14 protein-coding genes and 1 pseudogene are annotated in these 14,030 nt (G+C 68.3%); 6 read left to right on the top strand and 9 right to left on the bottom strand.

The annotated features are described in order from the left end of the window. Positions 1–82: 82 nt before the first annotated feature. The 6 genes from J8I35_RS20330 to J8I35_RS20305 all read right to left on the bottom strand — a co-directional run bounded on the left by J8I35_RS20330 (position 83) and on the right by J8I35_RS20305 (position 5,198). Positions 83–679, bottom strand: coding sequence for a UbiX family flavin prenyltransferase (locus J8I35_RS20330; RefSeq protein WP_050013078.1), 597 nt, complete (start codon positions 677–679; stop codon positions 83–85). Positions 680–703: 24 nt separating this feature from the next. Then, positions 704–1,015, bottom strand: a complete 312-nt coding sequence (gene grxD / locus J8I35_RS20325; protein ID WP_006477066.1) for a Grx4 family monothiol glutaredoxin — start codon at positions 1,013–1,015, stop codon at positions 704–706. A 67-nt stretch (positions 1,016–1,082) separates the two neighbouring features. Further along, positions 1,083–1,925, bottom strand: a complete 843-nt coding sequence (prmC, locus tag J8I35_RS20320) for a peptide chain release factor N(5)-glutamine methyltransferase (RefSeq protein ID WP_124557529.1) — start codon at positions 1,923–1,925, stop codon at positions 1,083–1,085. Positions 1,926–1,932: 7 nt separating this feature from the next. Then, positions 1,933–3,015, bottom strand: coding sequence for a peptide chain release factor 1 (gene prfA / locus J8I35_RS20315; RefSeq protein WP_006494405.1), 1,083 nt, complete (start codon positions 3,013–3,015; stop codon positions 1,933–1,935). 93 nt (positions 3,016–3,108) lie between these two features. Next, positions 3,109–4,407 carry a glutamyl-tRNA reductase gene (hemA, locus tag J8I35_RS20310; RefSeq protein ID WP_050013076.1) on the bottom strand — a complete coding sequence of 433 codons (1,299 nt, stop codon included), beginning with the start codon at positions 4,405–4,407 and terminating at the stop codon, positions 3,109–3,111. A 26-nt stretch (positions 4,408–4,433) separates the two neighbouring features. Next, positions 4,434–5,198 carry a response regulator transcription factor gene (locus tag J8I35_RS20305; RefSeq protein WP_050013075.1) on the bottom strand — a complete coding sequence of 255 codons (765 nt, stop codon included), beginning with the start codon at positions 5,196–5,198 and terminating at the stop codon, positions 4,434–4,436. A 171-nt stretch (positions 5,199–5,369) separates the two neighbouring features. Here J8I35_RS20305 and J8I35_RS20300 point away from each other — a divergent pair, with 171 nt between their 5' ends. The 4 genes and pseudogenes from J8I35_RS20300 (at position 5,370) to J8I35_RS20285 (ending at position 8,701) form a co-directional block, all read left to right on the top strand. Then, positions 5,370–5,624 carry a hypothetical protein gene (locus tag J8I35_RS20300; protein WP_089488127.1) on the top strand — a complete coding sequence of 85 codons (255 nt, stop codon included), beginning with the start codon at positions 5,370–5,372 and terminating at the stop codon, positions 5,622–5,624. An 18-nt stretch (positions 5,625–5,642) separates the two neighbouring features. Continuing rightward, positions 5,643–7,457 carry an aminopeptidase P family protein gene (locus tag J8I35_RS20295; RefSeq protein WP_050013073.1) on the top strand — a complete coding sequence of 605 codons (1,815 nt, stop codon included), beginning with the start codon at positions 5,643–5,645 and terminating at the stop codon, positions 7,455–7,457. A gap of 77 nt (positions 7,458–7,534) precedes the next feature. Beyond that, a pseudogene (locus J8I35_RS20290) lies at positions 7,535–8,081 on the top strand (cysteine hydrolase family protein). After that, positions 8,078–8,701, top strand: a complete 624-nt coding sequence (locus tag J8I35_RS20285; protein ID WP_209926754.1) for an HAD-IA family hydrolase — start codon at positions 8,078–8,080, stop codon at positions 8,699–8,701. Before J8I35_RS20290 ends, J8I35_RS20285 begins: the two are co-directional and overlap by 4 nt. 131 nt (positions 8,702–8,832) lie before the next feature. Here the strand turns inward: J8I35_RS20285 and ettA are convergent, their stop codons facing one another. The 3 genes from ettA to gcvA form a co-directional block, all read right to left on the bottom strand. Beyond that, on the bottom strand, positions 8,833–10,500 hold the full coding sequence (gene ettA, locus J8I35_RS20280; RefSeq protein ID WP_124594075.1) for an energy-dependent translational throttle protein EttA: 1,668 nt from the start codon (positions 10,498–10,500) through the stop codon (positions 8,833–8,835). Between the two features lie 169 nt (positions 10,501–10,669). Further along, the gene (locus tag J8I35_RS20275) at positions 10,670–10,978 is read right to left on the bottom strand and encodes a DUF3761 domain-containing protein (protein WP_209926753.1); all 309 of its coding nucleotides are present in this window, start codon (positions 10,976–10,978) and stop codon (positions 10,670–10,672) included. Positions 10,979–11,077: 99 nt separating this feature from the next. After that, positions 11,078–11,995, bottom strand: a complete 918-nt coding sequence (gene gcvA / locus J8I35_RS20270; RefSeq protein ID WP_050013068.1) for a transcriptional regulator GcvA — start codon at positions 11,993–11,995, stop codon at positions 11,078–11,080. Positions 11,996–12,188: 193 nt separating this feature from the next. Here gcvA and J8I35_RS20265 point away from each other — a divergent pair, with 193 nt between their 5' ends. Beyond that, positions 12,189–13,460, top strand: a complete 1,272-nt coding sequence (locus tag J8I35_RS20265; protein ID WP_050013067.1) for an MFS transporter — start codon at positions 12,189–12,191, stop codon at positions 13,458–13,460. An 81-nt stretch (positions 13,461–13,541) separates the two neighbouring features. Continuing rightward, positions 13,542–13,886, top strand: a complete 345-nt coding sequence (locus J8I35_RS20260; protein ID WP_124594077.1) for an MmcQ/YjbR family DNA-binding protein — start codon at positions 13,542–13,544, stop codon at positions 13,884–13,886. Positions 13,887–14,030: the final 144 nt, after the last annotated feature.

The following is a 14,030-nucleotide window of genomic DNA, read 5'->3' as shown; positions in this document are numbered from 1 at the left end:
TCGAATGCGGATTCGCATCCAAAGGTGAGAAATCGATGGGAGTTGCAGTGCGAATCGAAGGAGATCCGCGCAGAAGGATGGCTTACTGCGCGTGCCGGATGCCGGCCCACGGCGTCGTGAGCGGGGCGCTGAGCGCGAATAGGTCGAGCACGCGCGTGACGGTCTGGTCGACGAGTTCCTCGATCGTCTTCGGCATCGCGTAGAACGCGGGCAGCGGCGGGAAGACGATGCCGCCCATTTCGGTGACGGCGGTCATGTTGCGCAGATGCGCGAGGTTGAACGGCGTTTCGCGCACCATCAGCACGAGACGGCGGCGTTCCTTCAGCGTGACGTCGGCCGCGCGCGTGATCAGGTTGTCGGACAGCCCGTGCGCGACGCTCGCCAGCGTCTTCATCGAGCAGGGCGCGATCACCATGCCGTCGGTCGCGAACGAGCCCGACGCGATCGTCGCGCCGACGTCGCGCACCGAATGCACGACGTCCGCACGGCGTTCGACATCGGCCTTCGGCAGCTTCAGTTCATGCTGGATGTTGAGCCAGCCGGCGTTCGAGATCAGCAGATGCGTTTCGACGCCGCCGGCGGCGCGCAGCAGGTCGAGCAGCCGCACACCATAGATCGCGCCGGTGGCGCCGGTGATCGCGACGATCAGCCGGCGTGGCGGCGCGCTGGGAGATGCCATTGAAATGGGGATGGGTGCCGCGTGTTAGGCGGCGGCGAACAGTTGCTGCAGTTCGCCCGACTGGTACATCTCCATCATGATGTCCGAGCCGCCGATGAATTCGCCCTTCACGTACAGCTGCGGGATGGTCGGCCAGTTCGAGAATGCCTTGATGCCCTGGCGGATTTCGTCGTCCTCGAGCACGTTGACCGTCTTGAACTGGTCGACGCCGCAGGCCTTCAGCACCTGCACGGCGCGGCCCGAGAAGCCGCACATCGGGAATTGCGCGTTGCCCTTCATGAAGAGCACGACCTGGTTTTCGTCGACGATTTGCTTGATACGTTGTTGGGTGTCCATGACTGACCTTGCGTTTGCGGGGCGTTAGATCGAAATGATAGCGGATTTCAACCGGGCGGGCCGGCCATCAGCCCGGCAGGCGGCCGCCGGTCGTGCGTTCGATGGCGGCGAGATCGGCGAGCGATTCGACTGCGACGAAGCCGTGCGACGCCAGGATCGCGCGGACGGCTTCGGCCTGGTCGTAGCCGTGCTCGATCCAGAGCGTGCCGCCCGGTTTCAGATGTGCGCCGGCGCCCGCGACGATCGTGCGGATCGCGCTGAGGCCGTCGGCATCGTCGGTGAGCGCGCCGCGCGGCTCGAAACGCAGGTCGCCTTGCGCGAGGTGCGGGTCGTGCTGCGCGATGTACGGCGGGTTGCTGACGATCGTATCGAACGCGAGCGCGGGATCGAGCGCCGCGTACCAGTCGCTCTGCAGCCAGTGCAGCGGGCCGCCGGGGCGCCGCGCGTCGAGCAGTTTGTCGGCGTTGCGTTGCGCGACCGCGAGCGCGGCCGGCGAGCGGTCGAGCGCCCAGACGCGCGCATCGGGACGCTCGGCCGCGATCGACACGGCGATCGCGCCGCTGCCGGTGCCGAGGTCGAGCACGGCGGCATGCGGCAGCCCGCCGATCGCGTCGAGCGCGGCTTCGACGAGCAGCTCGGTTTCGGGGCGCGGGATCAGCACGTCGGGCGTCACGTCGAACGGGCGGCCGAAGAACTCGCGCATCCCGACCAGTTGCGCGACGGGCTCGCCGGCGACGCGGCGTGCTTCCAGTGCGCGGAAGCGTTCGACCGCGGCGTCGTCGAGCGGCGCGTCGCCGCGCGTGATCAGCTGCGTGCGGGTCCAGCCGAGCGCATGCGCGAGCAGCACGCGCGCATCGACCGGATCGAGCGGCGATGCGCGTAGCAGCGCGTCGGCGGTGGTGTCGGACATCGCGGCCTCAGTCGGCTTCGCCGAGCGACGCGAGCAACTCGGCCTGATGCTCGGTGACGAGCGCGCCGATCAGTTCGTCGAGATCGCCGTCCATGATCGCCTCGAGCCGGTACAGCGTCAGGTTGATCCGGTGGTCGGTCATCCGGCCCTGCGGGAAGTTGTACGTGCGGATGCGCTCCGAGCGGTCGCCGGAGCCGATCAGGCTCTTGCGCGTCGCGGCTTCCTTCGCATGCTGCTCGTGATACTGCTTGTCCTTGATGCGCGCGGCGAGCACCTTCAGCGCGCGATCCTTGTTCTTGTGCTGCGAGCGGTCGTCCTGGCATTCGACGACGATCCCGGTCGGGATGTGCGTGACGCGCACCGCCGAATCGGTCTTGTTGATGTGCTGGCCGCCGGCGCCGGACGCGCGGAACGTGTCGATGCGCAGGTCGGCCGGATTGATCTCGACCTCGCCGATTTCGTCCGCTTCCGGCATCACGGCGACCGTGCACGCGGACGTATGGATGCGCCCTTGCGTCTCGGTGGCCGGCACGCGCTGCACGCGATGGCCGCCCGATTCGAACTTCAGGCGCGAATACGCGCCCTGGCCCGCGATCCGCACGATCACTTCCTTGTAGCCGCCGAGATCCGACGCGCTCTCCGACATCATTTCGACCTGCCAGCGCTGGCGTTCCGCGAAGCGCAGGTACATGCGCAGCAGGTCGCCCGCGAACAGCGCCGATTCGTCGCCACCCGTGCCCGCGCGGATTTCGAGGAAGATGTTGCGGTCGTCATTCGGATCCTTCGGCAGCAGCATCTTCTGCAGCTCGGTCTCGAGGCGCGCCATGCCTTCGCGCGCGCTGCGGATCTCGTCTTCCGCGAAATCGCGCATCGACGGATCGGCGAGCAGCTCCTGCGCGGCCGCCTCGTCGCTGCGCGACTGGCGCCATAACGCGTATTGCTCGACGACCGGGCCGAGTTCCGCATGTTCGCGTGTCAGCTTGCGGTACTGGTCGAGGTCGGCCGTGACGTTTTCGCGGCTCAGCAGGTCGTTCAGTTCGGCCAGCCGTGTGGACAGCTGGTCGAGCTTGCGTTGCATGCTCGTCTTCATGGTGTGGAGCGGCGCTCCCGGGCAAGGGGTATTCGGAAAGGATAGGCCGGCGGCAGGACAACGACCGGCCGGCGGCAGGGCGACCGGGCGGCGCTAGTGGCCGGATGGGTCGTTCGAGCGCGGCGCGTGCTGGTAGAAGCCGCGCATCAGGTCGATCAGCGAATCGCGATCGGCGCCGTTGACGCGGTTGAGCGCGCTCGTCGGGCCGTGGATCAGCTTGTTGGTCAGCGCCTGCGACAGCGCTTCGAGCACCGCAGCCGGATCGTCACCGCGCGCGAGCAGCTTCTGCGCCTTCTCGACTTCGGCCCGGCGCAGCGCGTCCGCCTGCGTATGCATGTGACGGATCACCGGCACGACGCTGCGCGTGTCGAGCCATTGCATGAAATTCTGCACGCGCGTCTCGATGATCGCTTCGGCCTGCGCGACCGCGGCCTGGCGCGATGCGTTGCCCTCGCGCACGATCGCACCGAGATCGTCGACGGTGTAAAGGAACACGTCCTTCAGCTTGCCGACTTCGGGCTCGATGTCGCGCGGCACCGCGAGATCGACCATGAAGATCGGCCGGTGGCGGCGCGCCTTCACCGCGCGCTCGACCGCGCCGAGGCCGATGATCGGCAACGTCGACGCGGTGCACGACACGATGATGTCGAATTCGTGCATGCGCGTGGGCAGGTCGGCCAGCGGCATCGCGCGGCCGTTGAAGCGTTCGGCGAGCCGCTGGCCGCGTTCGGCCGTGCGGTTCGCGACGACGAGTTCGCGCGGGCCTTGCGCGGCGAAGTGCGTCGCGCACAGCTCGATCATTTCGCCGGCGCCGATGAACAGCACGCGCTGATCCGACACCTTTTCGAAGATCCGCTGCGCGAGGCGCACCGCGGCGGCGGCCATCGACACCGACTGCGTGCCGATTTCGGTCGTGCCGCGTACTTCCTTCGCCACCGCGAACGTGCGCTGGAATAGCTGGTTCAGGTAGGTGCCGAGCGCGCCCGCTTCGGTCGCGGTGCGAACGGCATCCTTCATCTGGCCCAGAATCTGGGTTTCGCCGAGCACCATCGAATCGAGGCCGGACGCGACACGAAACGCGTGCCGGACCGCTTCCGACTGCGGCAGCGCATAGACGTGCGGCGCGAGCTCGTCGACCGGAATCCGGTGATATTCCGACAGCCAGCGGAGCGCGCCTTCGCGGGCCGCGCGATCGTCGGTCGCGCAATACAGTTCGGTGCGGTTGCAGGTGGAGAGGATCGCCGCCTCGGGCGTATTCGGCGCCTGCGGGCCGAGAAACACGTTCTTGAACGTGACGAGAGCCGGTTTGATTTGCTCGAGCGGAAACGCCACGCGTTCGCGCAGGGCGACAGGCGCAGTGTGATGGTTGATTCCGATCGTGAGGAGTTGCATATCGAGGGCTATCGTTTAGCCTCATATTATAGCGTTTCAGTGATTTCCTCACTCGCTGCATACCGGGCATCGGCGTGGCGGGGCCGCGAATTTGGGGGTTCGATCGGCACGCGGTCGAGCTGATAGCCGAAGCCATAGAGCGGCAACAGCCGGTAGCCGCGCTCCGGAAGCAGCTGCAATTTGCTGCGCAGCCGGGACGCGTGCGTGTCGAGCGTGCGCGACTTCATGTCGCGGCGGCGGCCCCATACCGTTTCGAGGATATGGGCGCGCGACACGGGCCGCGACACGTTCGTGAGCAGCAACTGCGCGAAACGGAACTCCTTCGGCGTGAGTGAAACGATTGCGTCGCCGAAACGCACGAGGCAATGCGTGGTGTCGAATGCGTATTCGCCATACGTTTCGCGCGAGCGGGCAGGTGCGCGCCGTACGCCCGCGCGCCGGCTTAGCGCGTTGACGCGCGCGAGAAACTCGGGCCCGCTCACGGGGCGCACGAGGCAATCGTCGGCGCCCGCGTGCAGGCACGAGACGATTTCGCTTTCGCGCGCCGACTGCATCATGGCAATGGCCGGCAGCCCGGGCAGGACCGCCTGCGCGCGCGGAATGACTTCCTGCGCCGGCTGGTCGCCGGCCCAGTGGCCGGTGACCAGCATGTCGCAGGTGTTGTCGGCGGCGAGCCATTCGAAGAATGCGGTGCTGGACGGAAACGCATGGCACACATGACCGCCCGCGAAGAGCAGGCGGTTCAGGAGTGCGCTATGACGCGACTCCGGATCGATCAGAGCGATTCGCATGACGATTTCTTCAATACGGCAGCCGGTGTGCGCTTGCCATAACGTCGAGTCGGCCCCTACACTCGAACGTTCGCGGCGCCCGGCTGGTCTCGGGTTCGATGGATGAATCGATGCTAGCCGCTGGCAACGTTCACGCCTATGGGACGAATCTGAATTTATAGAAGGCGTTGAATGAACTGGTTTGGAATCCTTGTCCTGGGAGCGGCCGTCGGGCTGTTCGGCCGCTGGCTGCATCCGATGCGGCGCACGCGTCGGCCGGCGTGGTGGATCGCGGTGCTCGTCGGCATCGTGGGCGCGGCCGCCGCCCGCATGGTCGGCAATCTCTCGGGACTGTTTTACGATGGCGAGACGCTCGAATGGCCGGTCTGCACCGGCGTCGCGTTCCTCGCCGTAGCCGTGACGGTCGCGCTGTCGGCCCGTCGCTGAATGCTCTCAGGTGAAATCATGAATGCCCGTCTCCCCGAAGTCTCGCCGGTGCCGGCCCGTCTCGCGCTGCTGCGTGACGCGATGGCCCGCGAGAACCTGGCCGCCTATCTCGTGCCGTCCGCCGATCCCCATCTGTCCGAATACCTGCCGGAACGCTGGCAGGCGCGCCGCTGGCTGTCGGGTTTCACGGGCTCGGTCGGCACGCTGGTCGTGACCGCGGAGTTCGCGGGGTTGTGGGTCGACAGCCGCTACTGGGTGCAGGCCGACGCCGAGCTGGCGGGCACGGGCGTGCAACTGATGAAGATGACGGGCGGGCAGCAGAGCGCACCGCACGTCGACTGGCTCGCGCAGAACGTGGCGACCGGCGCGACGGTCGGCGTCGACGGCGCCGTGCTCGGCGTCGCGGCCGCGCGCGGGCTGACGGCCGCGCTGAGCGCGCGCGGCATTGCGCTGCGCACCGACGTCGACCTGCTCGACGCGATCTGGCCGGAGCGGCCGGGGCTGCCCGCCGACGCGGTGTTCGAGCACGTGGCGCCGCAGGCCGACACGACGCGCGCGAGCAAGCTGGCCGACGTGCGCCGCGCGATGCACGCGCAGGGCGCGCAATGGCACTTCGTGTCGACGCTCGACGATCTCGCGTGGCTGTTCAACCTGCGCGGCGCCGACGTCAACTTCAATCCGGTGTTCGTTGCGCACGCATTGATCGGCGCCGATCGCGCGACGCTGTTCGTCGCCGACGGCAAGGTGCCGCCGGCGCTGGCCGCGTCGCTCGCGCGGGATGGCGTCGACGTCCGCGCGTACGACGCCGCGCGTGCGTCGCTCGCGGCGCTGCCCGACGGCGCGACGCTGCTGATCGACCCGCGCCGCGTGACGTTCGGCACGCTCGAGGCCGTGCCGGCCGGCGTGAAGCTCGTCGAGGCCGTGAATCCGTCGACGTTCGCGAAATCGCGCAAGACGTCCGCGGAGATCGAGCACGTGCGCGTGACGATGGAGCACGACGGCGCCGCGCTCGCGGAGTTCTTCGCGTGGTTCGAACAGGCCGTCAATCGCGAGACGATCACCGAGCTGACGATCGAGGAAAAGCTCACGGCCGCGCGCGCCCGGCGCCCCGGCTACGTGTCGGCGAGCTTCGCGACGATCGCCGGCTTCAACGCGAACGGCGCGATGCCGCACTACCACGCGACGCGCGAGTCGCACGCGACGATCGTCGGCGACGGCCTGCTGCTGATCGATTCGGGCGGCCAATACATGACGGGCACGACCGACATCACGCGCGTCGTGCCGGTCGGCACCGTCAGCGACCTGCAGCGGCGCGATTTCACGATCGTGCTGAAGTCGATGATGGCGCTGTCGCGCGCCCGCTTCCCGCGCGGCATCCGCTCGCCGATGCTCGACGCGATCGCCCGTGCGCCGATGTGGGCGGCCGGGCTCGACTACGGCCACGGCACCGGGCATGGCGTCGGTTACTTCCTGAACGTGCACGAAGGCCCGCAGGTCATCTCGCACTACGCGCCGGCCGAGCCGTACACGGCGATGGAAGAGGGGATGATCACGTCGATCGAGCCGGGCGTGTACCGTCCGGGCCAGTGGGGCATCCGGATCGAGAACCTGGTCGTGAACCGGGCGGCCGGGAAGACGGAGTTCGGCGATTTCCTCGCGTTCGAGACGCTGACGCTGTGCCCGATCGACACGCGCTGCGTGCTGATCGAGATGCTGCACGACGAAGAGCGCGCGTGGCTGAACACGTATCACGCGACGGTGCGCGAGCGTGTCGGCCGGCACCTGGGCGGCGACGCGAAGGCGTGGCTCGACGCGCGCACGCAGCCGATCTGATGCAACGCGCGGCAACGGCCGGATGGCGATTCGGTCAAGATCGAACGACGGCCGGACGATAACAGCGAGGGCAAGCAATGGCGGATACGGCGGTGATCGTGGTCGACATGCAGCGCGGGCTGGTGGAGCGGGCGCGGCCCGCGTACCGGCTCGACGACGTGGTGTCGGGCATCAACCGGTTGACGGCGGCGGGGCGCGCGGCGAACGCGCCGGTGTGCTTCGTGCAGCACGACGGCGACGCGGACGACGACGTCGTGCCCGGCACGCCGGGCTGGGAACTGCATGCGGGGCTGGTCGTCGGCCGCGACGACTGGCGCGTGCGCAAGCAGGCGAGCGACGCGTTCCACGACACGCCGCTCGCGGCGCAGCTCGATCGCCACGGCATCCGCTCGGTGCTGATCTGCGGCTATGCGACCGAGTTCTGCATCGATTCGGCCGCGCGCCGCGCTGCTCGGCTATCGGACGACCGTCGTGTCCGACCTGCACACGACGAACGAGCGCGCCCACCTGTCGGCGGCGCAGATCGTCGCGCACCATCAGTTCATCTGGAACAACAATTCGCTGTCGGGCAACGCGGTGACGCCGCGTCCGCTCGCGGACGTGCTCGCCACGGAGTTCGCATGACGATCAAGGCAGTGGTGTTCGATTTCGGCGGCGTGCTGATCGACTGGAGTCCCGAGTACCTTTATCGTGAACTGATTCCCGACGACGCCGAGCGGCGCTGGTTCCTCACGCACGTGTGCGCGATGGACTGGGTGGTCCGCCAGGACGGCGGCCAGACGATCGACGAAGGCACGGCCGAACTCGTCGCGAAGTTTCCGGAGCACGAAGCGCTGATCCGCGCGTTCTACGCGCGCTGGCACGAGATGATCGGCGGCGTGCTCGACGAAGGCGCGGCGCTCGTCGACCGGCTGGACGCGCAGGGGATGCCGCTGTTCGGGCTGACGAACTGGTCCGCGCAGACGTTTCCGTATGCATGGGACAACTTCCCGGTGCTGCGCCGCTTCAAGGACATCGTCGTGTCGGGCCGCGTGAAGCTCGTGAAACCCGATCCGGCGATCTACCGCGAGATGCATGCGCGGATCGATCCACATCTGCCGGGAATCGCGCCGCACGAGCTCGTGTTCATCGACGACAACGCGCACAACGCGGCGGCCGCGACGGCGCTCGGCTGGCATGGCATTCATCACACGAGCGCGGCGGCGACCGAAGCGCGGCTGCGCGAACTGGGCGCGCTGGTGTAAGCGGCGGGGAAGCCACGCGGGATAAAAAAAGCGAGCCAAGGGCTCGCTTTTTTGATCGTGCCGTTCCGGAAGCGGCCCCGTTCGGCGCCGGCCCCGCGTGATCGCGGCGCCGGGCGCCCGGGCCGCGCCGCTCAGCGGCTGATCGGCTTGTAGCGCAGACGCTTCGGCTTCGCGGCTTCCTCGCCGAGGCGCGCACGCTTGTCGGCTTCGTACTCCTGGTAGTTGCCGTCGAAGAACGTGACCTGCGAATCGCCTTCGAACGCAAGGATGTGCGTCGCGATCCGGTCGAGGAACCAGCGATCGTGCGAGATCACCATCACCGAGCCCGCGAATTCGAGCAGCGCGTCTTCCAGCGCACGCAGCGTTTCGACGTCGAGGTCGTTCGACGGTTCGTCCAGCAGCAGCACGTTGCCGCCCGAGATCAGCGTCTTCGCGAGGTGCAGGCGCCCGCGTTCGCCGCCGGACAGGTTGCCGACGACCTTCTGCTGGTCGCCGCCCTTGAAGTTGAAGCGGCCGATGTACGCGCGCGACGGCGTTTCGTACTTGCCGACCGTCAGCACGTCGGCGCCGCCCGAGATTTCCTCGAACACCGTCTTCGAACCGTCGAGCGCGTCGCGGCTCTGGTCGACGTACGCGAGCTTCACCGTCGGGCCCATCACGACTTCGCCCGAATCCGGCTGTTCCTTGCCGGTCAGCATCTTGAACAGCGTCGACTTGCCGGCGCCGTTCGGGCCGATGATGCCGACGATCGCGCCGGCCGGGATCTTGAAGCTCAGGTTGTCGATCAGCAGGCGGTCGCCGAACGACTTGCTGACGTTCTTGAACTCGATCACTTCGTTGCCGAGGCGTTCGCCGGCCGGAATGAAGATTTCCTGCGTTTCGTTGCGCTTCTGGTATTCCTGGCTGCTCAGCTCCTCGAAGCGCGCGATACGCGCCTTCGACTTCGCCTGGCGGCCCTTCGGGTTCTGGCGCACCCACTCCAGTTCCTTCTTGATCGCCTTCTGGCGTGCCGACTCCGACGCTTCTTCCTGCTTCAGGCGCTCTTCCTTCTGGTCGAGCCAGCTGCTGTAGTTGCCCTTCCACGGAATGCCGTGGCCGCGGTCGAGTTCGAGAATCCACTCGGCCGCGTTGTCGAGGAAGTAGCGATCGTGCGTGACGGCGACCACGGTGCCCGGGAAGCGCACCAGGAACTGCTCGAGCCAGTCGACCGATTCTGCGTCGAGGTGGTTGGTCGGTTCGTCGAGCAGCAGCATGTCGGGCTTTTCGAGCAGCAGCTTGCACAGCGCGACGCGGCGCTTTTCGCCGCCCGACAGATGCTCGATCTTCGCGTCCCACGCCGGCAGGCGCAGCGCGTCGGCGGCCACTTCGAGCTGCTGCTCGGGGCTGCCGCCGTCGCTCGACGCGAGGATCGCCTCGTACTTCGCCTGCTCGGCCGCGAGCGCGTCGAAGTCGGCGTCCGGCTCCGCGTACGCCGCGTAGATCTCTTCCAGCTTCTTGTTGGCCTGGAACAGGTCGCCGAGGCCTTCCTCGACGGCTTCGCGCACGGTCTTCGTCGGGTCGAGCTGCGGTTCCTGCGGCAGGTAGCCGATGTTCAGGTTCGGCATCGGCGTGGCTTCGCCTTCGATGTCCTTGTCGACGCCCGCCATGATGCGGATCAGCGTCGACTTGCCCGAGCCGTTCAGGCCGAGCACGCCGATCTTCGCGCCGGGAAAGAACGACAGCGAGATGTCCTTCAGGATCTGGCGCTTGGGCGGCACGATCTTGCCGACCCGGTTCATCGTGAAAACGTATTGGGCCATTTCGGTGTGAAAGTCAGAAGTGGTTGAGACGGCCGCGCAGCGCGCGCGCGTGGCGGCGTCGGGTGATTCGGTACGGAGCGTGCCGCGCGGGGCGCGGCGGTGCGAGCGCGTATTGTACTTCGCCGCCGGCTGCCGCTGGCGCGGCGCAGGCCATTCGGCCGACCCGCGCTCACAGCCACGCGGCGACGCCGCCGTGCCCCGAGCACGTGCCGCGCCGGTGGCGGCTGAAGCTGTACGTGCCGTCGCGGCAGCGCGCGCTCGCGCCGTCCGGCACGCGGCCCGATTTCGAATGCGCGGGCGCATGCACGGTTTCGCCGTCGCGGTTGCGATACGTGTCGTGACGGTCGAGATCGGCTTCGTTGCCGTAGCCGGGCGGCGCGCGATAGGCGTGGGCGGAAGGGGGCAACGCGGCGCCCGCGACGACGAGCGCGGCGGACAGGGTCGCGACATGGGTCGCGCGGCGGAGCAGGGCATGCATGGTCTCTCTCGTTTCCTTCGTTGTTGTCGATGCCGGGCGATGTCGGACCAATCGCCCGCGCCGCATGTTAGCGGATCGGCGCCGGGTGCCCGCACGATGCTACGCCGCGCCGGACATCGACGCCGCGCCATCGGCCTGCGCGGCGTCGAGAATCCACCGGCGGAACGCGGCAACCTTCGGCCGTTCCGCGTGATGCGGCGGATAGACGAGGTAGTACGCGAAATCGTCGAGCCACGCGACGTCGGCAAGCTGCACGAGCCGGCCGCTCGCCAGCTCGCCGCGCACCATCGCGGCCGGCAGCAGCCCGGCGCCCTGGCCCGCGACGATCGCCTGCAGCAGCAGGCCCGAGTCGTCGAACGCGGGGCCGCGCGGCGGGCCGAAATCGTCGATCCGCTGCGCGCCGAACCAGATGTGCCAGCCCTTGCGTTCGGCGTCGTGCAACTGCGGCCAGCCGACGAGTTCGGCCGGCGCTGCCGGCATGCCGAGCCGCGCGACGAGTTCCGGCGACGCGAGCGCGACGATTTCCACCGTCAGCAGGCGTTCGCTGCATAGCCCGATGTAACGCCCGAGGCCGTGACGGATCGCGACGTCGACGCCGTCGCGCGCGAAGTCCGCGAGCGCGTGGCTCGTGACGACCTGCAGATCGACGTCCGGGCACGCCTGCCGGAACTGCGCGAGGCGCGGCACGAGCCACGCGGACGCGAAGAACGGCGTGACGCTCACCGTCAGCACGCCGCTGTCGGCGGCGCCCGACACGCGCTGCGACGCATCGGCGATCTGCCGGAACGCATTGCGCACGGGCGGCAGGTAGTCGCGGCCGGCGGCCGTCAGCAGGATGCCGCGGTTCACGCGCTCGAACAGCTGCACGCCGAGATGCGTCTCGAGCGTACGGATCATCTGGCTCACCGCGCCGGGCGTGACCGACAGCTCCTCGGCGGCCGACTTCACCGACAGGTGGCGGGCGGCGGCTTCGAAGGCGCGCAACGCATTGAGCGGCGGCAGGCGGGAGCGGTTCATTCAGTTTTTCTAAAGCGAAAGTTCGACGAAATATCGTTTGAGACGACGCGTACGCGCGAGTACCGTTGACGCATCGGATTGCATGTTTCGCGGCTGCCTGTCGGCGGCCGATGCGATCAACATAGTTCAACTATATCCACGGGGCAATCCGGACGCCGCCCGGCAGCCGGTGGAACCCGAAAGGAGCATCGTCATGAACCGCCCGGGCGCGTCGCGCATTTTCTACGGCTGGTACGTGGTGGCGGCCGCGTTCGCCGTCACGTTCGTCGGGTTCGGCAGCGCGTATACGTTCAGCGCGTTCGTCGAGTCGCTGCAGCGGGATTTCGCCGCGTCGCGCGGCCAGATCTCGCTCGTGTTCTCGCTCGCCGGCTTCCTGTACTTCGGCTTCGGCATCGTCAGCGGGCCGCTGGCCGATCGTTTCGGCTCGCGGCGGCTCGCCGTCGCCGGAATGCTGCTGACCGGCGTGGGGCTCGCGGCCGCCGGCGCCGCGCATACGCTGCTGCAGGTCTATGTCGCGTACGGGCTCGGTGTCGGTTTCGGCGTTGGCTGCGCGTACGTGCCGGCCGTCGGCGCGGTGCAGCGCTGGTTCGTGCGCCGGCGCGGGTTCGCGTCGGGGCTCGCGGTCGCGGGGATCGGCGTCGGCACGCTCGTGATGCCGCCGCTCGCGTCCGCGCTGATTGTGCAGGTCGGCTGGCGCGGCGCGTATTTCGCGCTGGCCGCGCTCGCGATCGTACTGGGAGCCGGCATGTCGCTGCTGATCGAGAACGATCCGCGCAGGCGCGGTTTGCTGCCGGACGGCGATGCACCCGGCGGCGGCGGTTGGCATGCCGCTGGCGCTGCTGCGTCGACCGGCGCGAGCGTGCATGCCGGCGCGACGGTGCGCGAAGCCGTCACGTCGCGGCCGTTCGCGAGCCTGTACGCGGCTTGCCTCGTCTGCTCGTTCGGCGTGTTCGTCCCGTTCGTTCACCTCGTGCCGTACGCGCTCGATCACGGCGTCGCGCCGTCGACGGCCGTGCTGCTGCTCGGCGCGATCGGCGTGGGCAGCACGGCCGGCCGCTTCTTCCTCGGCGGCCTCGCCGACCGCTTCGGCCGCCGCGCGTCGCTGCTCGCGATGTTCGCCGGCATGGCCGTCGCGCTCGTCGCATGGGCGGGCGCCGGCAGCGTCGCGACGCTGGCCGCGTTCGCGCTCGTGTTCGGCGTGTTCTACGGCGGCTGGGTCGCCGTGCTGCCGGCGGTCGTGATGGACTATTTCGGCGGGCGCAACGTGAGCGCGATCATCGGCATTCTGTACACGAGCGTCGCGTTCGGCACGTTGATCGGGCCGGCCGCCGCAGGCTTCATCTACGACGCGGGCGGCGGCTATCTCGTGCCGATCCTCGCGAGCGCCGCCGCGAATGCGATCGCGTTCGCGATCGTCGCGACCACCGGGCGGGCGCCGGCCGCCGCGCGCGCGGCTGGCGGATAACGCCGCCCGGCTGGGCGCGTCGCGCGGTTTCCGGTAGGGTGACCGGACCGTCAACCATCGACGCACGGTCGGGGAGGCATCGTGACATTCGACGAAGTCCGGCAGATCGCACTGGCGTGGCGCGGCGTCGAGGAACGCACGTCGTACGGCACGCCCGCGCTCAAGGTGAAGGGCAAGCTGCTCGCGCGATTGCGCGAGGACGGCGACACGCTCGTCGTGAAGGGCGTCGGCCCCGACGAGCGCGCGTGGCTGATCGAGTCGGCGCCCGACGTGTACTACGTGACCGATCACTATATCGGCTGGCCGATCGTGCTGGTGCGCCTGTCGGCCGCGCATCCCGACGCCGTGAAAAACCTGCTCCTGCGGGAATGGCGTGCAATCGTGCCGGCGAAGTGGCGGGACGAAGTCGCCGGCGACACGAACTGAACGGCGCGCGCAGCACGCGAGCCGCCGCCGAACCGGATCAAGCGTTGCATCGGTTCGTATCGATGCAACGAGTGGTTCCATCGAAATTCTTCAATTGGTTCTTAGTGAAGAACCGTTTGATGCTTACACTCCTTCGCTTCGAAG

It is taken from the genome of Burkholderia sp. CpTa8-5 (genome assembly GCF_017815045.1).
In the GTDB taxonomy this organism is placed as follows: domain Bacteria; phylum Pseudomonadota; class Gammaproteobacteria; order Burkholderiales; family Burkholderiaceae; genus Burkholderia; species Burkholderia sola.
This window is presented reverse-complemented; position numbering and strand designations above follow the sequence as displayed.